At 31.7% G+C, this 23,242-nt stretch carries 31 protein-coding genes; all 31 read right to left on the bottom strand.

The features are described from left to right. Nucleotides 1–191: 191 nt before the first annotated feature. A complete protein-coding gene (locus CGC63_RS09130; RefSeq protein WP_003020823.1) occupies nt 192–1,472 on the bottom strand; it encodes a site-specific integrase in 1,281 nt (426 codons plus the stop codon). After that, nucleotides 1,465–2,085, bottom strand: coding sequence for an SH3 domain-containing protein (locus CGC63_RS09135; protein ID WP_003020820.1), 621 nt, complete (start codon nt 2,083–2,085; stop codon nt 1,465–1,467). The genes CGC63_RS09130 and CGC63_RS09135 overlap by 8 nt, the downstream gene beginning before the upstream one ends. Continuing rightward, nucleotides 2,082–2,693: a hypothetical protein gene (locus CGC63_RS09140; RefSeq protein WP_003020817.1), complete on the bottom strand. Its 612-nt coding sequence runs from the start codon at nt 2,691–2,693 to the stop codon at nt 2,082–2,084. The genes CGC63_RS09135 and CGC63_RS09140 overlap by 4 nt, the downstream gene beginning before the upstream one ends. Continuing rightward, nucleotides 2,693–2,974 carry a hypothetical protein gene (locus tag CGC63_RS09145; protein ID WP_003020816.1) on the bottom strand — a complete coding sequence of 94 codons (282 nt, stop codon included), beginning with the start codon at nt 2,972–2,974 and terminating at the stop codon, nt 2,693–2,695. Before CGC63_RS09145 ends, CGC63_RS09140 begins: the two co-directional genes overlap by 1 nt. Before the next feature lie 457 nt (nt 2,975–3,431). Beyond that, nucleotides 3,432–3,701: a hypothetical protein gene (locus CGC63_RS09155; protein WP_003020809.1), complete on the bottom strand. Its 270-nt coding sequence runs from the start codon at nt 3,699–3,701 to the stop codon at nt 3,432–3,434. Nucleotides 3,702–3,722: 21 nt separating this feature from the next. Continuing rightward, entirely contained in the window at nt 3,723–3,875 is a 153-nt protein-coding gene (locus tag CGC63_RS15275) for a hypothetical protein (protein ID WP_003020807.1), read from the bottom strand. A 9-nt stretch (nt 3,876–3,884) separates the two neighbouring features. Further along, nucleotides 3,885–4,658: a class I SAM-dependent methyltransferase gene (locus CGC63_RS09160; RefSeq protein ID WP_003020804.1), complete on the bottom strand. Its 774-nt coding sequence runs from the start codon at nt 4,656–4,658 to the stop codon at nt 3,885–3,887. Beyond that, on the bottom strand, nt 4,651–5,358 hold the full coding sequence (locus tag CGC63_RS09165; RefSeq protein WP_003020801.1) for a hypothetical protein: 708 nt from the start codon (nt 5,356–5,358) through the stop codon (nt 4,651–4,653). Before CGC63_RS09165 ends, CGC63_RS09160 begins: the two co-directional genes overlap by 8 nt. Further along, nucleotides 5,351–5,599: an HPr family phosphocarrier protein gene (locus CGC63_RS09170; RefSeq protein ID WP_003020800.1), complete on the bottom strand. Its 249-nt coding sequence runs from the start codon at nt 5,597–5,599 to the stop codon at nt 5,351–5,353. Before CGC63_RS09170 ends, CGC63_RS09165 begins: the two co-directional genes overlap by 8 nt. Next, a complete protein-coding gene (locus CGC63_RS09175; RefSeq protein ID WP_003020796.1) occupies nt 5,600–5,845 on the bottom strand; it encodes an HPr family phosphocarrier protein in 246 nt (81 codons plus the stop codon). 15 nt (nt 5,846–5,860) lie between these two features. Beyond that, complete coding sequence (locus tag CGC63_RS09180) at nt 5,861–6,247, bottom strand: hypothetical protein (protein WP_003020793.1); 387 nt, start codon at nt 6,245–6,247, stop codon at nt 5,861–5,863. 2 nt (nt 6,248–6,249) lie between these two features. Continuing rightward, nucleotides 6,250–6,798, bottom strand: coding sequence for a dUTP diphosphatase (locus tag CGC63_RS09185; RefSeq protein ID WP_003020791.1), 549 nt, complete (start codon nt 6,796–6,798; stop codon nt 6,250–6,252). Between the two features lie 3 nt (nt 6,799–6,801). After that, the gene (locus CGC63_RS09190; RefSeq protein WP_003020787.1) at nt 6,802–7,044 is read right to left on the bottom strand and encodes a hypothetical protein; all 243 of its coding nucleotides are present in this window, start codon (nt 7,042–7,044) and stop codon (nt 6,802–6,804) included. 16 nt (nt 7,045–7,060) lie between these two features. Beyond that, complete coding sequence (locus CGC63_RS09195) at nt 7,061–7,330, bottom strand: DUF6275 family protein (protein ID WP_003020785.1); 270 nt, start codon at nt 7,328–7,330, stop codon at nt 7,061–7,063. Between the two features lie 203 nt (nt 7,331–7,533). Then, nucleotides 7,534–8,199, bottom strand: a complete 666-nt coding sequence (locus CGC63_RS09200; RefSeq protein ID WP_003020778.1) for a hypothetical protein — start codon at nt 8,197–8,199, stop codon at nt 7,534–7,536. 83 nt (nt 8,200–8,282) lie between these two features. Next, the gene (locus tag CGC63_RS15280; protein ID WP_003020777.1) at nt 8,283–8,435 is read right to left on the bottom strand and encodes a hypothetical protein; all 153 of its coding nucleotides are present in this window, start codon (nt 8,433–8,435) and stop codon (nt 8,283–8,285) included. Beyond that, on the bottom strand, nt 8,432–8,848 hold the full coding sequence (locus CGC63_RS09205) for a hypothetical protein (RefSeq protein WP_040351124.1): 417 nt from the start codon (nt 8,846–8,848) through the stop codon (nt 8,432–8,434). Before CGC63_RS09205 ends, CGC63_RS15280 begins: the two co-directional genes overlap by 4 nt. A gap of 97 nt (nt 8,849–8,945) precedes the next feature. Beyond that, nucleotides 8,946–9,152 (bottom strand): hypothetical protein, encoded by a 207-nt coding sequence (locus CGC63_RS09210; RefSeq protein WP_040351123.1) that lies wholly within the window; start codon nt 9,150–9,152, stop codon nt 8,946–8,948. A 14-nt stretch (nt 9,153–9,166) separates the two neighbouring features. Beyond that, nucleotides 9,167–9,775: a TRM11 family methyltransferase gene (locus CGC63_RS09215; protein ID WP_003020768.1), complete on the bottom strand. Its 609-nt coding sequence runs from the start codon at nt 9,773–9,775 to the stop codon at nt 9,167–9,169. Beyond that, nucleotides 9,762–10,478, bottom strand: coding sequence for a DNA-methyltransferase (locus tag CGC63_RS09220; protein ID WP_003020765.1), 717 nt, complete (start codon nt 10,476–10,478; stop codon nt 9,762–9,764). The genes CGC63_RS09215 and CGC63_RS09220 overlap by 14 nt, the downstream gene beginning before the upstream one ends. A gap of 56 nt (nt 10,479–10,534) precedes the next feature. Further along, nucleotides 10,535–11,227 carry a DNA-methyltransferase gene (locus CGC63_RS09225; protein WP_003020760.1) on the bottom strand — a complete coding sequence of 231 codons (693 nt, stop codon included), beginning with the start codon at nt 11,225–11,227 and terminating at the stop codon, nt 10,535–10,537. A gap of 106 nt (nt 11,228–11,333) precedes the next feature. Continuing rightward, nucleotides 11,334–11,540: a hypothetical protein gene (locus tag CGC63_RS09230; protein WP_003020757.1), complete on the bottom strand. Its 207-nt coding sequence runs from the start codon at nt 11,538–11,540 to the stop codon at nt 11,334–11,336. A 12-nt stretch (nt 11,541–11,552) separates the two neighbouring features. Continuing rightward, nucleotides 11,553–11,762, bottom strand: a complete 210-nt coding sequence (locus tag CGC63_RS09235) for a hypothetical protein (protein WP_003020753.1) — start codon at nt 11,760–11,762, stop codon at nt 11,553–11,555. After that, nucleotides 11,753–14,044, bottom strand: a complete 2,292-nt coding sequence (locus CGC63_RS09240; RefSeq protein WP_003020751.1) for an adenosylcobalamin-dependent ribonucleoside-diphosphate reductase — start codon at nt 14,042–14,044, stop codon at nt 11,753–11,755. Before CGC63_RS09240 ends, CGC63_RS09235 begins: the two co-directional genes overlap by 10 nt. Nucleotides 14,045–14,058: 14 nt before the next feature. Further along, on the bottom strand, nt 14,059–16,353 hold the full coding sequence (locus tag CGC63_RS09245) for an AAA family ATPase (protein WP_003020748.1): 2,295 nt from the start codon (nt 16,351–16,353) through the stop codon (nt 14,059–14,061). Further along, entirely contained in the window at nt 16,346–17,632 is a 1,287-nt protein-coding gene (locus CGC63_RS09250) for a helix-hairpin-helix domain-containing protein (RefSeq protein ID WP_003020744.1), read from the bottom strand. Before CGC63_RS09250 ends, CGC63_RS09245 begins: the two co-directional genes overlap by 8 nt. A gap of 664 nt (nt 17,633–18,296) precedes the next feature. Beyond that, on the bottom strand, nt 18,297–18,797 hold the full coding sequence (locus CGC63_RS09260; protein WP_003020741.1) for a DNA polymerase III subunit alpha: 501 nt from the start codon (nt 18,795–18,797) through the stop codon (nt 18,297–18,299). A gap of 105 nt (nt 18,798–18,902) precedes the next feature. Next, a complete protein-coding gene (locus tag CGC63_RS09265; protein WP_003020738.1) occupies nt 18,903–19,544 on the bottom strand; it encodes an HNH endonuclease family protein in 642 nt (213 codons plus the stop codon). 187 nt (nt 19,545–19,731) lie between these two features. After that, a complete protein-coding gene (locus tag CGC63_RS09270) occupies nt 19,732–21,762 on the bottom strand; it encodes a PHP domain-containing protein (RefSeq protein ID WP_003020735.1) in 2,031 nt (676 codons plus the stop codon). 15 nt (nt 21,763–21,777) lie between these two features. Further along, entirely contained in the window at nt 21,778–22,770 is a 993-nt protein-coding gene (locus CGC63_RS09275; RefSeq protein WP_003020733.1) for a RecB family exonuclease, read from the bottom strand. Beyond that, nucleotides 22,764–23,240, bottom strand: coding sequence for a hypothetical protein (locus CGC63_RS09280; RefSeq protein WP_003020730.1), 477 nt, complete (start codon nt 23,238–23,240; stop codon nt 22,764–22,766). Before CGC63_RS09280 ends, CGC63_RS09275 begins: the two co-directional genes overlap by 7 nt. Nucleotides 23,241–23,242: the final 2 nt, after the last annotated feature.

Consider the following 23,242-nt stretch of genomic DNA (forward strand, 5'->3'; position numbering starts at 1 on the left):
TATTATATGTCAAGAAAAACAATTTGTCAAATTTTTTGTCTCGCAAGACATAATTTCCTATGTAAAAAAAGCCCAGTAAACACTGAGCTTTTTCTATGGACCTGAGGGGAATTGAACCCCAGATAAATACCCTATTTTGCTTGCATTTTACGGTGTTTTAAGCTTTTTCTGTTGATTAGATTTGATTATATCTAATCAAACGCTTTGTCAATTATTAGGGATTTCTGTTGCATATTTTTTCGATTTTTATAATAGTAATTTTTCGTTGTCGTAATATCTGTATGTCCCATTTGAGCAATTATCAATGAGTCGTCCACTCTTTTATCTATCAATGTTGTTGCATACGTTTTTCTAATCTTATTTAATGATTTTTCTTTAATTTTTAACTTTGAACATATTCTCCTAATTCTATCATCAAAAAGACATGTTCTAATTCTTTGCCCATGTTGTTCAAATACATATTTTCCACTCGGATTTAAAGTTTTAATTTCTTTTAAAATCCATAATTGGCTTTGCGGCACAATAACATCTCGTATTCCTGCTTCTGTTTTGGGAAAATCTCTTACTTCGTATATATATTCTTTATTTTCATTTTCGTACCGTATCTCTGTACTATGGATTTTTATTATGTTACCATTTACATCATCCCACGTTAAAGCACTTAATTCTCCCGGACGCATTCCTGTATAAAACAAAAGTAGTATGCCTAAATCTTTTAAATCAAGTTTATGTTGTTTAAAATAATTTAAGACCTTTTCCACTTCTTCGTCCATGAAAATCAATTCATCATCTTCGTGCTTCACTTTTCTAAATAGTTTTCTGGATATGTCCATATCATCAATAACATTTTTTATACTATATTGTACGAGTTTTTTCTTTTTTGCTAATTTAAATATACCTAATATCAAAGTTCTAAGATTACTGAAACCTTTTGCGGTCATTTTGTGAACATGAATAGCCTCTAATAGAAATTTTTCAATATCATATTCTTCTATTGCTTTAATTCTATTTTTACCAAACTCAATCATGGACTCGTTATATTGCCTGTCGTATCTATTCTTGGTCGTAATCGTAATCTCTTCTCTCTTTAATTTCCCATCGACCCATTCAATATATAATTCATATATTGTCGGATTTTCCATTTCTTGTTTCCAAAAGTCTACTATACAATCTTCTATCTTTTGCCTTGTGTTCCTACTTTTCAGCATTCTTTTGTTGTCTTTTTCTGGAAAATACGTGTAGTATCTATTATCTTTACCTATCCATATTTCATACGGATGTTTTTTTAGTAACTCCTCTCTTTTATTCATTTCGATTTTATTTTCTATATATGACAAATCTATTATGCCATGTTCGATTGCATAGTTCAATACTTCGTTCTTTGTTGCTTGTTCTATAATAATTTCTCCTTCAAAAAGAACTGTAGTAAAAAATACCACAGTTCTATGCTGTTTTACTTTATATCTATTCAACTATGTAAACAGGAGCACTATATCTCCCTTTATTCATCGCCTCAGAATGACTTCCTACAAATACATCAACATTATTTCTTCCAATAGCTCCACCTCTGTCCTCTACTGTATATACTGTTGGGTTATTTCCAATTCTAATCTTTGTTCCAAATGGTACATTTCTACCCATTGCTACTGTTCTATTTACAGAAGGTATCACACCACTTGCAGTTGTATTTCCATAAGAGCCACTGCATGTTGAACAGTTGCAATAATGACTAATAGAACATGTACCATATAATCTACCTTTAGACTGAGTTACATTATTATTGCTTGTTGGTGCAGAAGTAGCTACAACAGGCTTTTCTTCATCTAACCATTCAGAATACATATATCCTTCAATATCATCGTATTTAATTGCATACCATTCAGGATTATCAGTAGAAGTGATTTCTACTTTTGTTCCTTTTGGTAAGGCTTTAATAACATTACTTTCAGTTGTTTCTGCCTCTCTAATATTTAATCCACTGTTTGCTGTTACATACATATCTTTTAATTCTTCTGCTTTTACTGTTACAGGAGCTATTAAACATAATACTAAAGCTCCAGTTGTCATTAGTTTTTTTAACATCATCTACTTCCTTTCTTTTTTAAATTATTTATTTTACATTTTATTTTTCTGACAATAGGCAAATTATGTAAAATAATGTTTTTTAATCTATAAATACTTCTTTCATAATCAAAGTTGTGTATAACTTCTACACCTGAACGACTTAAAGATTTTTCAAAGTTTTCAAACTGCAAATTTTCACTGTTGTATCTTTTTAAATATGATTGAATATTATCTCCTCTTTTTTTAGCTCTTTCACATAATTCATCTTTTGACACTTTAATATAAATGGGGATAAGTTTAATATTGAGATGATATTTTTCAATATTCTTAGATAAGAATTGATACCCTTCTGGATCAATCACATAGATATCTGACTGCTTTAATACATCAATTGTTGTAAAATATTTATAACCATTAATTTCTGTATATGCAATCATTTGTTTTTTATAAAACTTAACTTCGTCATCTGAGATGAAATAATGGTCTGAATTTTGTTCAGTTTCTCCTTCTCTCATAGGTCTTGTAGTATATGATTTTACTACTTTCAATCCAAAATCTTTAGCAACTGTTTTAGTTAAAGATGATTTTCCAGAAGCACTTCGACCAATAATACAAAATAATTTTTTCATCAATCTACCTTCCTTAAAACATATATTGTATTTTTTGTTTCAAGCTCATAAGTAAAAGCATCAATTTGACTTTTTCTATATAATCTTGAACATCTTAAATAATATCCATGATAATCATTGCCGCATTCATCTAATTCATATTGTAAAACCAAAGGTGAACCTACTGTTGCGAATAGAATAGTTTTATCGCTTACACATCTTCCAACTCTTAATGGGTACTTCCCATCAGTTCTAGGTGTACGTAACTTATCTCTATTGTAAATTCCTACTATTTTATACATAATCGTCTCTCCCTATCTGTAATATTTTCCAAATACATATCCCAATCCAAACCAGCCTGCTAAAAGACAAAACACAAGCTCATTTGTGTGTACTGATATTTCAGTTCTACTTACCTGCTTTTTCATATACAGTAAGTATGCTAAAAATCCAGTTAATAAATGAAGTATAAAAACCATTATTCAACTATATCCTTTCCTAATATAAATCTATAAAATTTTTGTCTTACCTCTCTTAGATATCCATGCGTATTAAATTTGTACTTAATAAAAGCTAAAAGACATGGAATACAAACCAATGTAAATGTTATATAGCCTCCTATGGTAAAAAATAAAAAACAGAAGTCAAAATCAGAAGCGTCAAACACTTTCTCATTGTCATATAAAGCATCTTTTCTTATTATCATTCTGAAACTTAGAATGCCACACAATATCCATGTAAATAAAAAAAGAAATATTTTCATGTCTTTACTTCCTCTTTACTGCCAATAGTGTTCACTTTGTTTGTAAAAATATTTAAAAAGCGTTCCATTCCATCCCTAGTGACAGCACAATTTTCCTCAGCGAAAATTTTTTGCCAGCCTTTCCGATAGTGTTCTATGAGATTAACTATATCTTCTCTTTTAATGTAATCATTGTCATCTTTGGATATCTCAATATTATATGTGTTATTCTTTTCATTATAATTTACGGTCAAATTATCACTTTCTGAAATTGAAATTTTAATCACTTCATCACCTACCTATATTATTTAATCATCCCAGTCATCTCGATTGGGATTGTTGTGACAATATGGACAATAACTCTCATATTCTCCCTCATCATTCATAAAATAATCATCACCATATCCTGAACACTCATAACAATAATCATATTTATCTTCTAAATCTTCATCGAACTCCATAAATCAGTTTTACCTCTTTCTTAGTAAAATTTTTACATGTGTATTATCTTTAATCTCAATATTAAAATCTTCTTTAACTTTTTGATATGTATAAGGCAGCACATAATCTTCAAAGTAGATGATTTCGTATTTATCTATAGGAATTTTACTCAACAACTCTTCAGTGGTTATGGGAAAGTAGTTTTCTCGCACTTCTCTCTGCCAATTGTCTATGTAGCGGTATTTCATGAGATAATGAATTAACTGTTTATTGTTTCTGACTTTTCCCCAGATACTTTCAAACTCTTTCAAAGCCGTAGGTGTACTTTTAATAACTGCTTTCACATAATCATTCATATCTGTTTCTCTATCAGCAGTTTTACTCAAGCATAAATCTCTTATAGAAATGTATTGAAATCCAGAATCAAATACTCTTTTCCAAAATTCTTTTATTTCATTTGGTTTGCTATAAGAATAAACTTCGTGGATAACACTGGAAAGATTTAGTAACGCTGTGTCTGTATCAATTTTTTTACATATAACATTAAAATCTTCATCGAATATGGCAATATCTGAATGACAATCATTTGCTTTTGCTATCATTTCAGAGCTGTTGTCGTAGCCATATAGGTCAATCTCAGGAGATATGTCATGAATATGTCTCAACATATCTCCCTGAGCACAACCAAAATCTAAGATTGCATCAACATTTTCAATTTTATCAAGGAAAAATAATTTATCTAAATAAGATTTGTTCATTCCAGAAATGTAAGAAGAATAATTAGAAATGTTATTATTACTCATTCTCTTCACCTGTAATCAATTCTGAACAAGGGAGAGTTTTAATCCATTCGCAGAATGTTCGCCATTCATCTAACTTATGTTTCTTTCTCTGATGATACATATTTGCCAGAACTTCATAATTGAGCATGACCGTGCGTTTCTGATTGTATGATGATGGAAGAAGCTGAATTAACTGCCACCAATCGGTTTTATTTTTAGTTTCCATAAATGTTTTTCTACAAGCATTCAAGCACTTAATCATTTCTTTCATTAACATATATGGTTTATATTCTTCACCATCTTCATCTAATCTTGAGATGGTTTCCAAATGTTCACAACTGAAATCTTCTAATGTGAATTCTTTCGCCGCAATCTTGTGCATTGTACTACAACTGTTCGCAACTGTGCCAACTTTATATGTATCAAATTCCTTCCACCAGTATAAAGGAGCAGTAATATCAACATATACTGTAATCATCCTCATGAATTTGCGATGTTCTGTTCCTGCTTTATCAAGTCTTTTCATGAGGTCTAAATCATTTGAGCCAATAATAAAACCATTTGTATGAGGTAAGCATTCTCCATCACAGTCTCCACAAAATATATTTCTACATTCCTCACTATCACTTTTATCCCAACTGTTTAGGGGATTTCTCATACCTCTTATAACAGTTTCCCACTGTTTTTCGTGTGGTAATACAACATTTTCAATTTTAATCATTTTCTTGAACCTCCCACTCTTTTACATATTTATAAAAGTTATCTTTTACATTTTCATTATCAGTTACAATTTCTACTGTTACAGGCTTTGACCAATCTAAGCTGTACATTCCCAAAAGACTTTTAGCATTGATAACTTGTCTTCCCTGCTTAACATAAATTTCTTCCTCAAACACTGTTGAACAAGCATTAACAAAAGCATTCATGTCACTAATATAATTTAATTGAATTTTAGTTTCCATCTACTTATCCTCCATCCATAATGAAATTTCTTCTTTGAACTTAGTAATGGTTTCTATATTATCTGTGTGTATTTCAACTTTTGCACTCTCACCTAAATCTGTAGACATAATACCCATGATAGATTTTGCATCAATAACATATCTTCCATGTATGTAATCTATATCTTCTTCAAATTCACCGCATTTTTTAACGAATAGAGCAGCATTATTTACGCTATTTAATTTAATTTTAAATATGTTATTCATTACACTTTCTCCCTTTTACTTAATCCTATTGTATAATTCTCTATATTTTTTAAAATCTTCTGCATTTCCACCATTATCAGGATGTGATTTTTTCATTGCATATTTGACCGCCTCGATGATTTCTTGATTGTTTATCTGACTATTGCAAGAATTGTATGTATCGTTTTGTCTGTTCATTTGTTCTTTTAATTGTTCTAGTTGTTTTGACAACCTAGCATAATTATCATAATAAAAATTGTAACCACTACGAAGACGTGCTGCTTCACGTTCTGCGTCTTCTGCCAACATTTGCCAATCGTCTTTTTGACGTTCTTGCTTTTTTATTTGTCCCGTTAGTGATGAGAGTCTACAAAAACTTGTCAATAGTAATAAAGCTAATGGAATTATAATTATGTAAGCCATTCTTACTCCTTCTTGTCGGTACTTCCAAACCCTCCGTTACGCACTCCTGTACAATCATCATCAACTGTCAATCCATAAGGCAAGAAAATGCCTTGTGCAAAACCTTCTCCTCGTTTGATTTTTACTGTTTTGTCACCTCTATTGACCAACTTCACAAAAATATGTCCTTCGTTGTCACTGTAAGCGTAATCTGCGTCCACTATCCCTGTTCCATTACAAAGATTTACCTGATACTTAAATCCTAATCCACTTCTAGGAAAAATCTGCAATACCCAATCATTATTCATTTCACATCTAATTCCTGTAGGAATTTTGATTGTTTCTCCGGGTTTTAATCCAACAAAGTCTACCGGACTGAAAAAATCGTATCCGGCACTTCCTGCTGTTGCTCTCTTAGGAAGTTTGATATTATCGTACATGTCTTTTACATATTTCTCTTTAATATTATCTGGTAATGTAAACGTATCCATCATATCCTTAAAAAACTGTTCATAAGTTACTTTCTCAAATTTTGCTATTCTTCTGTTTACTATATACTCAGCATTATTCATTATTTATTTCTCCTTTTCCATCATTAAATCAATTGCTCTTTTAGTCTTTTCAGCATCTACTAAACTTGGCATATTAAAAATATATCCTCTAATATCTTCAACTGCTTTTTCAGGTGGTCTACGCCCCTTTGACTCTTCAACACAAGCTTCTCCAATTTTGCATAAACTGCTTTTCATCTGTTCTATTAAATAGATTAGCTGCTCTTTTGATAGTTCCTGTAATACTTCCTTATCGTGTTTTGTCATGGTAATTTTCCTTACTTTACTCGTCTTTATGGCATGTGTTAGTGAGTTTTTTATAAACATCCTCATAGAGTTCCTGCTTGTCTCCATTAAATGTGTATTCTGCATAAATACCATCTCCTGACACAGCAGTAGATACCAAACATTTATAGTTTTGCAATGTCTTACAGCTCCACACAATAAATACATCTCCTAAATCAATCGGTGTTTCCGATCTGTTTTTGTTATACCATTCAACTAATTTCTTCTGACATACACTTTCAAAATGTTTCATTCCTGTAATAATCATATTATTTTCTCCTTTTCTTATAACCAAATAATCTTTTACGCTCTTTCAAAATATATCTACAATGATTGCATCCATTTCTATTTTTACACTTCCAACAATTATCATTGTCCAACCAGAACCAATGTGGCATTTCAGGAGCTTTTCTTTTCTTAGACTTGCTCATTTATTCAATATTTAATATATTGCCTCCCATCGCTTACGCTTTAAATTAAAACCAATTTAGTATAGTCAGGGTTATAGTTTTTTCTAAAAACAAAATGTGCATATTCAATAGAATCTGTAGAGCCATGTTTAACATTTCCATTTTTATCAAACATAACATATCCATCCTTATCTTTTTTATCACAAAATCCTATTCTAACATGATGCACGAAACACCATTCAGGCATATATTTTTCAAAAAATTTCTTTCTATCCTTACTGCCGAAAAAATTTAACCTAAGAAGCATAATTACATACCCATTATTCTCAACATCGCTTAATGCTTTTTCAATAATCTTAATCGCAGATGCAAATGGAGGATTTGTTATAATTAAATTAGGTTTATTTTCTAACTCTGTTTCTAAATAGTCTGCACAGTGCTCTGCTAAGGAATCTTCTCTTATATCCATAGTTGTAATATTACATTTTCCATATATGTTACTAATGGCTGTTGGATAACTCATTGCATGATATATTTCTTTTATTCCATGTTCATCTTTTACTTCTTTATTTCCTCCTGCACATGGATCAAGAATGTTTATTTCGTTCCATTCTATTTTTACATGTTCATTAAAATTTTTAAGAAATAATTCAACATCAGAAATCGGTGTTACATAATAATCTGAAATATGATTGTCTCTTGCATTACTTCTATTTGTACTACTCAAGTCTCTTACCTTATAGCGGTTGCAACCTTATCTCATGAGACTATTTCTATCCTTTCTATATTATTTTTTTATAGTAAACGAGATTAGTTTTTATCATTTTTTATTGCATAAACAGTTATATTTATATCTACTTTTTCAATTGACACAAAAGTATCACCTTCATTTATTTCAACTCTATATGTACCATCTTCATTTTGATAAGCATGAATTTCCTTGTTACAAATATTCTCTTTCAATTTTTCTCCTTTACAGGTGCTAACCATAAAACATATTCATAAGGTATAATCACCAACTCTTTTGTATTTTTTAATTCAAAATATATATTACTCATAGTCTGATTTACTATTACTCCAGCAAATCCATTTGCTATTTTAGTATTATAATTATATAATTCCTGAACATATTTTTCTTTAAGTTTTACAAAATAGATAGTCTCTGTGAAATCCTTCTTTACAGTTTCTGTTTTAACTGTTGGGTAATTCTTACCATTTTCTTCATTCTTAATATAATCTTTGCATTTTTTGTAATTATCTACATTTAACATCTCAGAAAAAATTTTCGTACATTTATACAGACATGATTTACTATCATCGCATTCAAAACAACATCTCCTATCCATACATCTTGCACATTCAAACTTGCATGACATTCTATTCACCTCCTATAAAACGTGAGTTTTATTGTTTTATCACACTACGACTCAATGTAATTCCATCTTTTCTTTACTCCTCGCTCGGTTGGCGTGATTAAGTAAATTCAATTTGTACTTCTTGTACCTCAGACAAGCGAGGAAATATTTCTTTGCATTTGCCTTCTTCATAATGTCGCCTATTTTCTTCATATCCACAGCTCCAACACTTACTTATACTTTGCCCCGGATACGATGTAAGAACCAAATCCATCATCTTTCCGCCACATTTAGGACAATGTTTTTCGCTTTCAAAATTGTACATACCTATATCTTCCTTTAAATCCAACTCAGTGTTGGCTTTCCATCATAATCCTTATCCCAAACAAACCAAGCGTACATTTTTGTTCCACCATTTTTTGGTTTTTCTTCTCCATAAGGAAACATTGTCACTCTATCTGAATGTATGTACAGATGTCTTAAATGACTTTCTTCTAATAACTGTTTTCTTTCTTTACTTGACAAAAAGAAAATATTTAAAAGCAGAATAACTTTGTGTCTTGAAATCCTTAAAAATTCCTTTAACAAACTTCCACCTTTATTTTCTTTTAAGGTCATTAAGTTGTATGGAGGATTAGTAAACACTACATCACAAACATTATCTTCAATGTCATAAACATCTACACCTTTATTTCCTTTAATGTATTCTTCTGTTTGGATATCTGAACATTTTAGGTTTTCAAATCCGTATATTTGTAGTACATCACTGATTGCTCCTGCGCCCACACAAGGTTCATAAATTTCTTCATATTTATTTATCAATCCATCTGTGAGCAATGCTTCAATTACTTTTTCAGTAGCCCATTTCGGAGTTTCGTAAAAATCAAATTCATCATTACGTTTTCTTCCAGTGATGTTACTGCCGTTTAATGTTTTATTGTCCGACATTTACATCACCTTCTTTCAATCGGTCTTTAGCAATATTAAAATATTCTTCTTCTTTCTCAATTCCGATGAATTTTCGATTGAGATTTTTACAAGCTTCACCAGTCGTTCCTGACCCCATCGTAAAGTCTAAAACAGTATCTCCTTCATTTGTCCAAATTGTTACGCAGCGTTCCATAAGCTGCAATGGCTTTTGGGTCGGATGTCCATTTCTTTCCTTGCTCCAAGGTACAATTGGAGAAATATCATACCAGACATTTGTTAATGCTCTGCATTCTTGTCCATTTTTCTTTCCCATTCCTCCAGTTTTCTTAGGAATATTGGAATAAATTTTATTAAATGTAGGTTTATCACCTTTGCAATACCAAAGGATGTCTTCTCTCGTAGATACAAAATTCTTCTTGGCTCCACGTCCCTTAATTCTATCCCACACAATCCAGTTCTGAATTTCAAATTTTTCATCCAACAGTTCTTTGGTTTGCAATACATTAGACCATCCTTGAAATAGAATTAAATTACCATTATCTTTTAGTAGGTCATAACATAAGTTAATTGCTAATGGCATATTAAATTCTTTATCCCAATCTGCCTGTTTTATTAGATAAGGCGGATCACAGATAATTGCATCTACTTTTACATCCTGTTTAATTAAGTCATTCATGACATCAAAACAGTCAGCTTGATATAATTCAATATCTTTTTTCATCTTTTTACCAGAAAGCCCACATGGTTTACAGTAGCTACACTTATTGTCCTTTCTGATTAATTATTGTTTATTCTATCTTTCGCTATTTCAAAATATTTTTCTTCTTTTTCAATTCCAATAAAACGTCTATTTAAATTCTTACATGATAAACCTGTTGTACCTGACCCCATACAATTATCTAAAACCAAATCACCCTCATTTGTATACGTTTTAACCATATATTCACATAATGCTAGTGGTTTTTGTGTAGGATGTAAATAACAAGTTTGCTTATCGCTAGGAAATGTTAATACACTTCGAGGATAGCGTATGGTTTCTCCACCGCCGCTAATCTCTTTATTCATCTTTCCATAAATTTCTGTATTATTTTGTGTTGTTATATATTTTGTATATGAATGTATTGGCTCATGACCCTCTGTCATTTGAGGATTATATGTTGGTAATTTTTTATAAAACACTAATAAATTCTCATGGGCTTTCATAGGCATCTTTTTAGCATTTAAATGTCCAGTGGCTTGTGTTTTTTCCCATATCCATTCGTATCTCAGCATTTTTAAATTTGAAGCTCCTAGTACTTTATCAAACGGTGTTTGAGCAAATAATACAATCGCACCATTTTCCTTAATAATACGACAATATTGTTTCCATAGTTCTTCAAGAGATATTATTGAGTCCCATTTACATTTTGTTGTCCCATAAGGTAAATCACACAAAATCATGTCAATACTTTCATCAGAAATATTATTCATTAACTCAAGACAATCTCCATGCCATAATTCAATATCTTTAATTTTCCCTCACCAGAAAGGTGACATGTCCTTAGTAGCTACCCTAACTTTTATCCTTTCTGATTAATTATTTTAAATAAAATTTCTCTTGTTCATTCTTAAATATCAAATAAAAACATCCTAACAGCACAAAGGAAGTCAACATATCTGCAATTCCTGCTGTAAATATTCCTGTTTCTAATATTTCGATTCCAGCATACATGCCTACATATATAACGTAGGCAAGCATACTTTTAAATAAGCACATCTTCTTTTCATATTTATTTAATTTCATTATTCACCTTCTCTATTTACGTTCCAACGCTTCTCCATAAGTGATAAAGACTATCTTTCCTATATCTGAATAATGAAACAGGAAAGCGTGTTGTTCTTTCTCTTCAATACCAACAAAGTAATCCTCTTCAACAGTTCTCACTGTTAAACGTAGAACTTCGTTAATATCCTGTTTAGGAAGTTTCCTGAGATAAAAGATTTTATCCTTCTTTTTTAATCGCATTTGCTAAATCCACAATTTTTACAGGAATTGCATCCCCCTTCAAACACTAATGGAGAGCCACATTCAGGGCAAGGAACTATCTGACTCTTGTCAACAGGTTTAATTCCCAATCTTTTTCCACGCTTAATAGTCTCTTTGTTTTTAATCGGTTTTTCATCTACATCTTCAAATAACTCTCCTTGTAACTCTTTATACATATTAAGGAGCGCATTTCCAACTGCAACAGGACAACTGCTTCCAATGCTAGTGTCATGCTTTGTAGCTGTTCTTACTGCATAAGAAGGACAAGTACCTGAAGACTTTAACTGGTCTACAATGGAGTAAATATCTACTCCTGCTCTTGCAGAAAGTGAAATCAATCTGGAAAGACCTGTAAGGCTATTTAGGCATCCACCTTTCGAGCCTTTGCTTAAATATGTTTCAAGTAAATCGCCTGTATCTGGATCAAAAAACGCTTCACAATGCAATGTTCCACATCCTGTTTGTAATGTGCGTTTCTTTCCAATGCAATTATCATCTGCTTTAATAATCATTCCACGTTGCAATGTAATAGGCACATTGCTGTCTGAGTTATTTTCTTTTGTTTCTTTTTTCTTATTATCTGTCGTTAAAATACCTGTACGTTTACATCCATCTCTAAAAATAGTGACACCTTTCAATCCCTTTTCCCACGCATAAAGGTATAAGTCTTCAGTATCTTTAACAGTAAAATTATTTGGTACATTTACTGTAGAACTAATAGATGCATCAATATGTCTCTGCCAGATAGACTGCATATCTATTCTTTCTTTATAATTAAGCGTTTGCGCTGTTACAAAGAAATCTGGTAATTCAGAATCATCTTTTAATCCATATTCATCAATATATTTTTTAACAATAGGCGTATATACTTTGTAATATTCATCATGCCCATGCAGAGACTCTGTTTTTCTTGTATAGTAATTTGCATAAACAGGCTCAATTCCTCCTGATACACCTAACATACTTGACAAGCTTCCTGTAGGAGCAATGGTTAAAAGTTGGGAATTACAAAGTCCTATTTCAGAAATATTTTCACGATATAATTCGTCAATGTGTTCGGTGAAAAATGGGGACTGTTTTACTGCATCTGGTTTATACTTTGGGTAAGAACCAACTTCAATTGCGATTGAATTTGAAGTCATAATAGCTTGATATGCCATTGCATGACCAATCATATCGCATAAATCAATTGACTCAGGTGAGCCGTATTTAATTCCTATTTTAATTAATAAGTCTGCTAGTCCAAAAATCCCTAAACCTATCTGTCTCCAATCTCTAACTGACTCTCTTTGTTCTTTCAATGGATGCAATGGTAATCCTTCATCTAAAACAATATTTAATGCTCGGACAGCAATATCAACTGTCTTTTTGAAATCTGTAAAATTAAAAGTTTTATTTTCTGTTACGAATTCGGATAAATTAATACTTCCAAGCAAACACGAACCTCCGGCTGGTAAGGGTTCTTCAGCGCATGGATTCGTGCCCGCATAAGAAAATTCTTTATCTGCACTAAGTAAATTCCAATTTTCAATTCTATCCCAGAAAAGCATTCCAGGTTCTGCATAATCCCAGTTCATCTCACATAGTTTATGAAATACTGAATATGCGTCAATTTCTTTCCTAATTGTTTCACCAGTTTCTTCTCTGGTAAAACTTAATACAAAAGGTTTTCTCATTTTTACTGCCAACATAAACTTATCGGTAATTCGTATTGAGATATTTGCTTTTGTCACTTTATCTAAATCAGACTTAATTTCAATAAATTCTTCTAAATCAGGATGGTCGCAAGCAATTGAAATCATCAATGCTCCCCTTCTCCCATTCTGACCGATTAAACCAGTAACCAAACTATATAAATCCATAAAACTAACTGAACCACTGGTTTCTTTTGCAGTATTTGTTACTCTTGCTCCTTTCGGTGCAAGTTTTGAAATATCCACACCGCAGCCTCCACCATAACTATAGGTACGTGCTAATTTTTTTGCACAGTCAAAGATTGATTCAATATTATCTTCAGGTGGTTCAACCACATAGCAATTTGAAAGTGTGACTTTTTCACCTAATTTGTCTAACCCTCTATTAGATAAAATCCTTCCACCAAACAAAAACTTCTTCTCAAGAATCAACTGTCTTAAATCACTATCTCCACCACTAACTCTATCAAGCCATTCATCGAAGCTTTCATTGTTATAACGATATTTTTTATTCCATATATCAATACCTAGTGTATTATCTTTTCCTAACCATTGTTCTACTGTCATTTCTTATCTCCTTTTTAAAATACTGGTTTTTCTACTTTTTCTATTGCTTCAACTAAATATGTTTGTTTACTGCTTATGGCATTTTGTCCCACTGCATATCTCAAAGCATTGGTTTGACATTCTAATTTACAATGCTTACTAGCTCTTGTAATTGCAGTATATATTAGCTCTTTTGTGAGCATAGAATATGAACCAAAATCTAACCCAACTAAAACATAAGGATATTGACTGCCCTGTGACTTGTGTACTGTAATTGCATAACTTAACTCCACACTAGAAAGCTGCTTCGATAATATCAAAATTTTACCTATGTATTGGAAATTCACTACTATCTCATTTCGCTCAAAATTTATTGCCTCAATTATCCCAATACTGCCATTAAAAACTCCAGTTATATTACTTATCTCTTCATACTCTTTCTGGTCATATTCCCACTGATTGTCGTACAATAAGGCTTTATATGTATTAGCAGTATACATTACTTTATCTCCCACTCTTAAATTTGCAGAATAGCTCGGAGAATATCTTACAATGATTTCTTCTTCATCATCTCTAGGATTATATAATTCCTGAAATGCTGCATTTAATTGATGTATCCCAGACTGACGCTCTCTAATTGGAACAATTACCTGTAAATCTAATATAGAGTCCACTTTATTTATCCATTCTGCAAAATCTCTACATAAATTAAAATATGTGTTATTTGCATCGCTGTAACAGTTGTATTCTAAGTCTTGTAAATCACCTTTCGTTAAATGTCCTACAAAGTCTTTATCAATTACCTGTATGTTTTTTCTTATTTTTAAACTATCTGTAATAATTGCGGAGGCTTCTGCCTGCCTATGAATTTTAGTCAAGTTTATAGAAGGAATATATTGACTTTCAATTAAATCATGAGCAATATTTCCGCTACCAATACATTCCAACTGACCTGTATCACCTAGCATGATTAACTTAGAACCGGGCTTAATTGCATCTATCAATCTATAGAATAACTTAGAGTCAACCATTGAAATTTCATCACAAATTATAATGTCGTATGGAAGATAATTACCTTCGTAAAAAGCAAACCCTCCATGCTCTTTATCGCCAAGTGGAAATCCCAGTAATCTGTGAATTGTAAATCCTTCTTCTCCTGTGACTTCAGCTAATCGTGCAGCCGCCCTTCCAGCTAAAGCACATTGAGCAAATCTCTTTCTCCATAGAACTCTTAATACACCTCTCACAAAAGAAGTTTTTCCTGTTCCACCGCCACCTGTAACGATGAAGACGTTTTCTATTAAAGCAGTTCTTATACATTCATATTGTTGGTCTGTATATTCCCAGCCTTGTTCTTTTTCAACTTCTGAAATGATTTCTTCCCAACCATCAAAGTTAAATGTATTCTCTGCCTTTTTTAATTGAATAAGCTTTTGAGCAATTTTCTCTTCTAGCTCAATATTCTTTTTAAATGCTACCTTACTCCTATCTTCATTCCACCATAGAAATTTATCTAAATCTTTCATGGCTTCTAAAATAGGTTCGTCAGGAATATCTTCTCCAAGCATAGTAACAATAGCATCCATAAGCTGTTCATTTGCATATACATAAGTACAACCTTTCTCAGCCATCTCATATAAATATCTTTTTACAAATGCTGTTACTCTTTCTTTAGAGTATATTCCCATCCCACCTTTTAGAGCTAACTCGTCACATTTTTTCCAACCAATTCCATGAATGTCAATTAAGGTATATGGATTTTGTTTTACATTCTTAATAATCACATCCGCAGATTTATAGTGCTCATATAGCTTTTCTACCATATTTGCTGTAAGGTTGTACTCTTTTAATTCTACAAAAACTCTACTTTTATCAATATTTTCATGGAAACGTTCCAGCCATTTATTTGCAGTTTTTAGCCCAACACCTTTAACCTTTACTAAGTCAGAAGCCTCTTTATTATAAAGTGCCATATAAGGATTTTCTAAAGCTGCATACATTGCATCAATTTGCTTGTCAGTGAATAAAACATGGAGAAATTCTCTTTGTCCTTTTAAGTCTGATACGTCTACGCAAAGATTAGTGTACATACTAATTACTTCATATTGATATCCCCATTTAGAGTCTTCTACCAACTTAGCATTGAGTGTGTACTTTACATTAGATTTTAATTCAGGCATAATTCCTTTCACTATCATTTGCCCGTATTTATCTTTTTGTATTTCATCTGTTGTTTCAACTATGTCAGCACAAATGATGCCAAAATTGTTACTATTGTTGTAATATCGTATTTTTTTTACTTTTATCAATGCTGATATTCTATCATTCATTTATATTTAACCTTTCAACTGAAGCTAGAATAGAACCATCATCATTTACTTTTTTAATTAACATACAGGAGTGCTTATAAGCACTATCAGCATATTTATAAGCTCTAAATATATCATTTTGCCTATATCCGCATACGGCTATTTTATTACCTCTTTTGAACCATGATTTTTCCAGTACCTTTTTATTCCCATTCTCATCTATGCTGCTTATTTGCTGGTCATAATGAACAAACTGTCCTTTGCTAAATTTCACCATAACAACTCCTGTTTTAGTAAGCAGTGTTACAAGATGTTTGTCTTTGTTTTTATCTAATACTGTACCGGAAATTCTTTTTATCCTGTATTTAGGGAATTTTTTTACTTCAGTTCTCCAAGTGTCACCTTCTTTAATTTTTATACGTTTTGTATATGTGTCATATATTTCAGGCTCTTCCGGCATTTCATAAAAATCTTCAATTCCATACATGTTATCTTTCATATTTTTCAACTCATGCTCAGTTGTTGCATAAATTGAAAGTGAGTCCATTTCCCATTTAGATAGAGTTCCACTCGCATTTTCTTCCAATGCTTCTTGAACTAAGTAATAATTGTATTGTTCTAATGTAGTCTCTAAAGTCAACCATTCTTTAAGTGGTGCTATATGGGTTTTGTTCTCTTTTATGAATCTCTTCTCAGATATCACATAGAATTCATCAATTACTGCCTCGACACTATCTTCGCTATAATATTGAATAAAAAACCTCATAGAGGTTTCATCCAATTTGAACAATCTATCATGATAACCAGCTTTAGGAACTTTCTTTCCATCAATAATGACGTTCTTGTAAAAGAAATAATCATCCAAAACATATTTCTTAAAATTTACATGTCTGATTGCTAATTGAAGTTTTTCTGGTATGAAGTTATATTTTTCATTTAAAACAAGTAATTTGTTAAATTGCTGCATGCCCAGCGCATTACATTTGCTTACTAAAAATTCTGAAATATATTCTTTCATAAGTTCTATTCTGTCTGTGTTACTTATTTCATCAAAAACTCCTGCTTTGATAAGTTGCATCATTTGAGAGTTTTTAACTAACTTTGTTTTGATCATTCTTTCATAAAAATCCTGCATATCTCTATAAGGTCTGTTTTCCAATAAAATTCTTACAACGTCATCGCCTATACCGTTAATTGCTTTTAAGGCATAAATGATACGATTGTTCTCTTCATCTGGATAAAAACCGAAATTGGCTTGATTGATATATGGAAGCGCAATAGGAATATTCCTTTTCTGCATATTAGATATTGCAGTTGCAATTTTTCCATAATCTGTAGATTTGTTTTCTTCAACTTCCTCATCTGCTCCTGCATCAACAATAAGACATGCTGTATTCCAGTAGATGATGGGATAATGATATGCTAGATTTAATTCCTGAACTCCTATACAGGAGTAAGGAAAAGTATGATTTTTCGAAAATGAATCATTTGTAGACTATCTCTTGAGTGAATGTGTTTATTCAAAATCATCTGAAATTATAAGTATTAAATATTAATTTTTGTTATACTTAACATCTGATTCCAATTCTAAAAAATTAGCCTTATTGTATTCACATTCAGTTTCAAGACATATATTACAATACTTTGTATTTTTCTCAGACATGTTATTACATAATCCTAGAAATTTATAATTAATTTTAAAATTTGATATTGTGAACGATAAACAATGCGTCATGCTTAATCTCCTTTCTAACTTCAGACCACATTCACCCTATCTCTGCGCTCCCAGATGTGCTAATCTCACCTGTACCCGTACTCATGCTTTCGCCTTTCCGATAGTCGTTACACCCGATTTAACTTGGCACGGTATTATTTACTGTTTCTACGTAACCTTCACCGTTAGCACTACTTTTGTAGTACACCGCTTTTGCTTGCGTTCACAGAGTTTTACTTGAGCACTCATTTTACCCAAGCTGCTTTCCTACTACTTCATTCCAGATGTAGTTCAGCAGATTGTCTGAAGTTCCTATTCCTCTACCTGCTTCAAAAAATGTATGTTTCATTTTTTGCTGTAATTCTTTATCTTTTTTGGCTATACTCTTACGTAGCTTATTAGACTCAGCTACGCTAAAATTCGCAATATGCTCATCCATAGATAATTCCATTACAATTTCCTGAGTATCACCAACACCATATACAGGTAGTAAATACGGTTCGATAATCTTAATTTCTACTTCTGTAAGATGGTACTCTTCTCTCATGCACTTATACCATTCAGATATATCGTTTTTATATCTGATATAAGTATCAATAGGCTGTTCCCCATCTGTTACCATGAGTCGCATAATGCTATTTGCTGTAGCCAATTCTACTAAACTGTGAGGTTGAATACGTTTAGCTGCCTGTAACCCAACCTGTGTATCAACATTTTGTTCATTTGTAGTCGCTACACTACAAACCGTCATCTTTCATGACTGCTTGCGCTCTCACGCAAGTTCAGACTATATCTTTTCCAATCTCCATTTCAGACACCAAACACTTGTATCTTACGCCTCACTAATGAGGTCTTACTAGTCGTTGAACCTTCTCAAATAACCAAATTTTTGTTCATAAAATATTCTTTTTTGCTTTGCCTCTTCAAGAGTATCGAAATCTTCATCTATAACATTACCATCGAGGTCAATTATTCTCATTCTGTATGTTTTTCCACTTCTTTTTTTATTGTAGTGAACACCATTAAAAGGGATTTCTTTATTTTTTTCTGCTGTAGTTTTATTTCTCGCATTGATTTGAGGTGTAACAATTCTAAGATTTGACTTTATATTGATTAGAGGATTTCTATTTATGTGGTCAACAACTGTATTTGTATCCGTTTTATTCATGACAAGATTATATAAATAGATTTTCTCTCCGTGAGTACGAGACATTGGATAACCATTCACATTAAGTTGCCAATAATATTTTTTAACTTTTCCTAAATCTTCTGTGTCAATTAAAATATCAATTATCTTGGAATTTTTCTGTTCCCAGTAGTATATATGCGTTTCATTTCCGTCTATTTTATATGGGTTCCATATTTTTTCATCTTGATTATAACTTTGTTCTACAACAGCTTTTAGAAGTTCACCATATCTTTTTACAGAATAACTTGCTTTATTATCATCGCTAAATTTTACTATTACTCTTGTATCATATTCATATATTGCTTTCACATATTCACACCTCCTCGTGTGTATTCTAGTTTTGGTTATTTAAGCTTGGCTGCGGATTGTCTAATTCTGATGCTTTTTACCCTATCTCCGACATTACTCTTTGCCATGTGTTCTTTGCAGAACACATTTGGTACATCAGACTCTAAAGAGTTTCCCGCAATTAAAAGACTTTTAATTCAGCCTGATATTACATCCACTGAAATAAATCCATTACTTTATTCTCGGCTATCCAATCCCACATTTCTTTTGTTTCGTAATCTAAAACATCAGGATGTAAGTATTTGTTATATGTATCTCTTAACGTTCCTTGCCATTGCATGTGCCCTGCTTCAATAAGTAGCTCCATACAATGTCTAACGATATCAAGAGATGAGATTGTCAACATATCTTGTTTCAAACCTCCACACCAATCTGAGTCGTGCATGTTGAATTGCGTTATATAAGTACCGTTTGGTGCTTTCATCCTAGCATTATGTTCTATAAAATCATCATTGAACAGATACACTGCTGACGCATGTATGCTTCGTCCGCTTATAAGACCTTCTATATTTAATGCAGTTTCTAATAAATTAGGAATTTTTTTAATCTCATTTGCAAATTCGATAACAGGTTTTCTTTCCTCTTCCTCATTCCCATATAAGCAATCATGTATAGACCATGTAAAACCTCTTGTAATAGGAATAAGATTTGCAATGTGTTGAGCAATGTCATTATCAACTCCTAATCCTCTAGCCGCTGTAATAACTGCGGATTTACTTCCTTCTGTTTTAAACGTACAGCTATTGAGAACTCTACGTTCGCCTTTACGTTTTTTAATTGCATTTACAATTTGTTTTCTTCTATTCCTTTGTGAATCTAAATCTATATCCGCTAATTCTGGGCGTTCATGAGATATATGTCTCCAATGAGGTAATCCCCATTGTATAGGGTTCATTTGTATCAATCCAATTAAATACATGGTATACATACCTGTTACTGAACCTCTGGCTACTCCAACTAAAGAGTCTCCTTCATTCCACATAATCTCAATCAATTCCAATGTTGATATGTAATAAGAAGAAATGCTGTTTTTAATCTTCTCTGTAACTTTCCACATCTCGGAAAGCTCTATTTCTATCCTATCAATCAAGATTTTAAGTTCTTCGTCTTTAATTCCAACATAGTATCCTTTTGTTTTAAAACCCTGAGAAATTAAATGAAGTAAATATCTATCATACTTATTGTCGCTGTAAGCAAATTTTCTAATATATTCATGTGTATCATAGAAATCTTTGAAATAGTGTTCTTCTTGATATTCCGGTATATTTGCTTCTGGAACAATGGTTGAATGAGCAAGTGTATAATTACTTACTTTGTCTGCTATAACTTCTGTATTTCTAATTGCTTTATTAACATTCTCTTCTCCAATTTGCCAATCTAAATACTCATGTATCTCTGTCACATTCATCATGTAAGTGGTTGCATAAAAATCACCAACTTCTCTTTCTTCTTCATGAGAATTTAAATATGCTTCATGAAATACCCTATCTTCTTTATTTACATAGTGTGCATCACAGGTAACGATAAATGGGATATCCAATTGTTCAGAAATGCTTATCAGAGTTTTATTTACTAAGACTTGTTCTTCAGAATTGTTTGGTTGAAGTTCAAAATAAAAATCTTCTCCAAATAAATCATAACAGTATTGCACAAATTCATTAAATTTTTCTACATCTTTATTTAATATCCAATGTGAACATTCGCCACCAAGACATGCAGTGCTTGCAATTAAATGTCCGGGGTTTTCTTTTACAATTTTTTCTAAATCTGATTTTAAAGTTGGAGTTCTTTCCATTTTTCCTGTCTTGAAACTATTATCCCAAGCTAAAGAACTTAAAATTCTTAATTGTTTATGTCCAATTTCATCTTTTGCCAATAGTATGAAATGCCAAAATTTAGTAATACCTGATTTATAATTGTCTCTTACTTCTTCTAAAGAATTTACTAAATATATTTCATTTCCCAATATCAGCTTAAAATCTTCTGGTATAGAACCTTCAGATTTTCCTTTTTCTACAATCTGCAAAGCTTGAACATGACCAGAAACACTTTCATGGTCTGTTATTGCTATACCAGAGTTATTCAGATTTACTGCTTTTTGTATCAATTTAGATACCTTATTAATAGAGTCAATCAGACGAATATTTGAATAATCACTATGTACATGCAAATGTAACATATTATCTACCTCTTTCTAAAATATACGTCTTGGTTTTGCATCCTCTCCCGGTATCCATTCCTTATTTACTTTAAATACTTTATTGTCTGGCTTCCAGAGAGAATGATATACACACAACCCACCATATCTGCTATCAGCATTTGGCGTATGTGACTTGCTTGCAAAATCGCACCAATAACATAATGGTGTTGGACTTGGCTTATAAATATTACTTTTCTCAAATTCATCAATTAGAGAAAGTAATTTGTCAATTTTTTTCAAACCTCTTTTTAAATATCCTTTTGAACAAACACCATCTTCTGTTGTCTGCTTTTTATCTAAGAGGATAAAATCATATTCATGATACATTGGAAGCCTTCCATATTTAAAAACACATGCAATATCATAAATTACCATCTGCAAAGGTGTTTTGATATCAGCATCTCTAAATACTCGTTTTGAAGATTTATAATCAATAACTTTGATTTCTCCGTCTTCGTTTTGATCTAATCTGTCTATAAAACCATGTACTATGCAGCGATTATCATAAACAAATTCAAAATGGTCTTCCACGGCGAATACGTTCCATTCCGGATTTTCCATTCTGGATTGAATAACAGAATTTAAATATACTTCCATTTTGTCGTTGTAATTAAATCCTGTATTCTCATCCTTTGTCATCCAGTCTTCCATATATCTTTTTTTAATGTCATTTGTTCCCGGAAGAAATGCTGTACTTTTATCAGTCTTTTCTTCACATCCTTCGACTACGGATGTTTTAATGTAATCATAATCTACATCTTGACCTTCAATTTTATTTCTTCCTTTAATTTCTAAACCTTTATGAAGAATTGTGCCTAACTCTAATGCTAATGTTTTAGAGTTTGCATAATTACCATCAATATATTTCATTTTATAACGGTAAGCACAATTCTCAAAAAGGCTTAGTTTTGAATAAGATACCGTAAGCAACTTACCTCTATCAGTATCTTCTACTGGTCGAATTTTTTCTAAGATTGTTTCTAACAACCTTCGTTTCCTTTATTCATTTCTTTCATTGCTCTGATATAAGCTTCTTTTTGAATTTCAATCTCATATTCTTTACGTGCTCGTTCTCTAGCAATACGCTTATCACGATTTTCTTTTTCTTTCTTAATCTGAGCTTCTTTAGCTGCCTTTTCTTCTGCTAATTTTTTCTCTTTATCATTTTGTAATTTCTCATCTGCTTTAATAAGTGAACGAATGTATGTATGATAACTTTTATCTCCAAAAAGATATTGCATGATACATTCCTGCACTCCACGTTCTTTATCGAATACATCTCCTTCTTGAGTAACAGAAACAAATTCACTACCATCTTTCAAAATAAGTTTTGTTGCCGGAGGATAGAATTCTACTCTTTCAATTGCATCTAAATTAATTGATTTGATATCAAATGCTTGAAACTTAAACGGGGGGTTCCAAAAGAAGTCAGTTATATTATCTAATTCTGATGTCATAA

Source organism: Blautia hansenii DSM 20583 (assembly GCF_002222595.2).
GTDB classification, from domain to species: domain Bacteria; phylum Bacillota; class Clostridia; order Lachnospirales; family Lachnospiraceae; genus Blautia; species Blautia hansenii.

Excerpts from the sequence above, each read along its gene's own strand:
- CGC63_RS15275 (WP_003020807.1), bottom strand. The coding sequence starts at position 3,875 with ATGGAGTTCGATGAAGATTTAGAAGATAAATATGATTATTGTTATGAG.
- CGC63_RS09170 (WP_003020800.1), bottom strand. The coding sequence starts at position 5,599 with ATGGAAACTAAAATTCAATTAAATTATATTAGTGACATGAATGCTTTT.
- CGC63_RS09180 (WP_003020793.1), bottom strand. The coding sequence starts at position 6,247 with ATGGCTTACATAATTATAATTCCATTAGCTTTATTACTATTGACAAGT.
- CGC63_RS09225 (WP_003020760.1), bottom strand. The coding sequence starts at position 11,227 with ATGAATAATATTTCTGATGAAAGTATTGACATGATTTTGTGTGATTTA.
- CGC63_RS09190 (WP_003020787.1), bottom strand. The coding sequence starts at position 7,044 with ATGACAAAACACGATAAGGAAGTATTACAGGAACTATCAAAAGAGCAG.
- CGC63_RS09205 (WP_040351124.1), bottom strand. The coding sequence starts at position 8,848 with ATGTCATGCAAGTTTGAATGTGCAAGATGTATGGATAGGAGATGTTGT.
- CGC63_RS09215 (WP_003020768.1), bottom strand. The coding sequence starts at position 9,775 with ATGTCGGACAATAAAACATTAAACGGCAGTAACATCACTGGAAGAAAA.
- CGC63_RS09235 (WP_003020753.1), bottom strand. The coding sequence starts at position 11,762 with ATGCGATTAAAAAAGAAGGATAAAATCTTTTATCTCAGGAAACTTCCT.
- CGC63_RS09145 (WP_003020816.1), bottom strand. The coding sequence starts at position 2,974 with ATGTATAAAATAGTAGGAATTTACAATAGAGATAAGTTACGTACACCT.
- CGC63_RS09195 (WP_003020785.1), bottom strand. The coding sequence starts at position 7,330 with ATGATTATTACAGGAATGAAACATTTTGAAAGTGTATGTCAGAAGAAA.
- CGC63_RS09240 (WP_003020751.1), bottom strand. The coding sequence starts at position 14,044 with ATGACAGTAGAACAATGGTTAGGAAAAGATAATACACTAGGTATTGAT.
- CGC63_RS09270 (WP_003020735.1), bottom strand. The coding sequence starts at position 21,762 with ATGTTACATTTGCATGTACATAGTGATTATTCAAATATTCGTCTGATT.
- CGC63_RS09220 (WP_003020765.1), bottom strand. The coding sequence starts at position 10,478 with ATGAAAAAAGATATTGAATTATATCAAGCTGACTGTTTTGATGTCATG.
- CGC63_RS09245 (WP_003020748.1), bottom strand. The coding sequence starts at position 16,353 with ATGAATGATAGAATATCAGCATTGATAAAAGTAAAAAAAATACGATAT.
- CGC63_RS09230 (WP_003020757.1), bottom strand. The coding sequence starts at position 11,540 with ATGAAATTAAATAAATATGAAAAGAAGATGTGCTTATTTAAAAGTATG.
- CGC63_RS09250 (WP_003020744.1), bottom strand. The coding sequence starts at position 17,632 with ATGCAGAAAAGGAATATTCCTATTGCGCTTCCATATATCAATCAAGCC.
- CGC63_RS09140 (WP_003020817.1), bottom strand. The coding sequence starts at position 2,693 with ATGAAAAAATTATTTTGTATTATTGGTCGAAGTGCTTCTGGAAAATCA.
- CGC63_RS09165 (WP_003020801.1), bottom strand. The coding sequence starts at position 5,358 with ATGATTAAAATTGAAAATGTTGTATTACCACACGAAAAACAGTGGGAA.
- CGC63_RS09185 (WP_003020791.1), bottom strand. The coding sequence starts at position 6,798 with ATGAATAATGCTGAGTATATAGTAAACAGAAGAATAGCAAAATTTGAG.
- CGC63_RS09280 (WP_003020730.1), bottom strand. The coding sequence starts at position 23,240 with ATGACATCAGAATTAGATAATATAACTGACTTCTTTTGGAACCCCCCG.
- CGC63_RS09210 (WP_040351123.1), bottom strand. The coding sequence starts at position 9,152 with ATGTACAATTTTGAAAGCGAAAAACATTGTCCTAAATGTGGCGGAAAG.
- CGC63_RS09135 (WP_003020820.1), bottom strand. The coding sequence starts at position 2,085 with ATGATGTTAAAAAAACTAATGACAACTGGAGCTTTAGTATTATGTTTA.
- CGC63_RS09260 (WP_003020741.1), bottom strand. The coding sequence starts at position 18,797 with ATGACGGTTTGTAGTGTAGCGACTACAAATGAACAAAATGTTGATACA.
- CGC63_RS09175 (WP_003020796.1), bottom strand. The coding sequence starts at position 5,845 with ATGAATAACATATTTAAAATTAAATTAAATAGCGTAAATAATGCTGCT.
- CGC63_RS09160 (WP_003020804.1), bottom strand. The coding sequence starts at position 4,658 with ATGAGTAATAATAACATTTCTAATTATTCTTCTTACATTTCTGGAATG.